General features: G+C 69.6%; 1 protein-coding gene. It reads right to left on the bottom strand.

Features of this window, described 5'->3' with window-relative positions; genetic code table 11:
- A partial coding sequence (locus R0J88_RS19910; protein ID WP_410900863.1) for a hypothetical protein occupies positions 1-276 on the bottom strand: 276 nt, incomplete at both ends.

The raw sequence follows: 276 nt of genomic DNA, 5'->3' as shown, positions 1-276 counted from the left end.
GCGGCCACCGTTTCGGCCCGCAGCACGCTGTCGGCGCGGGCCAACTGCACCTGCACCTGACCGGAGGCGTCGCTGAGCAAATACACGCGCCAGCGCATGCCGTCGATCACACTGTCGCGGAAGCCATCATCGAAATGCGGATTGAGCGGCTGGGCCGGCGATTCCGGCGAACGCAGCGCCAGGCGCCGGTCGGCCAGCGACCAGATCTGCACCGAGGCGCGCTCGCCACGGAAATGGCTGGACGGCGGCAGTTCGAAGCGCTCGTCCGGCCGTTCC

This window comes from Pseudoalteromonas sp. SIMBA_162, assembly GCF_046535955.1.
Lineage (GTDB): Bacteria > Pseudomonadota > Gammaproteobacteria > Enterobacterales > Alteromonadaceae > Pseudoalteromonas > Pseudoalteromonas marina.
Note: the sequence above shows the minus strand (reverse complement) of the source record. Positions and strands in the feature narration are given on the sequence as shown.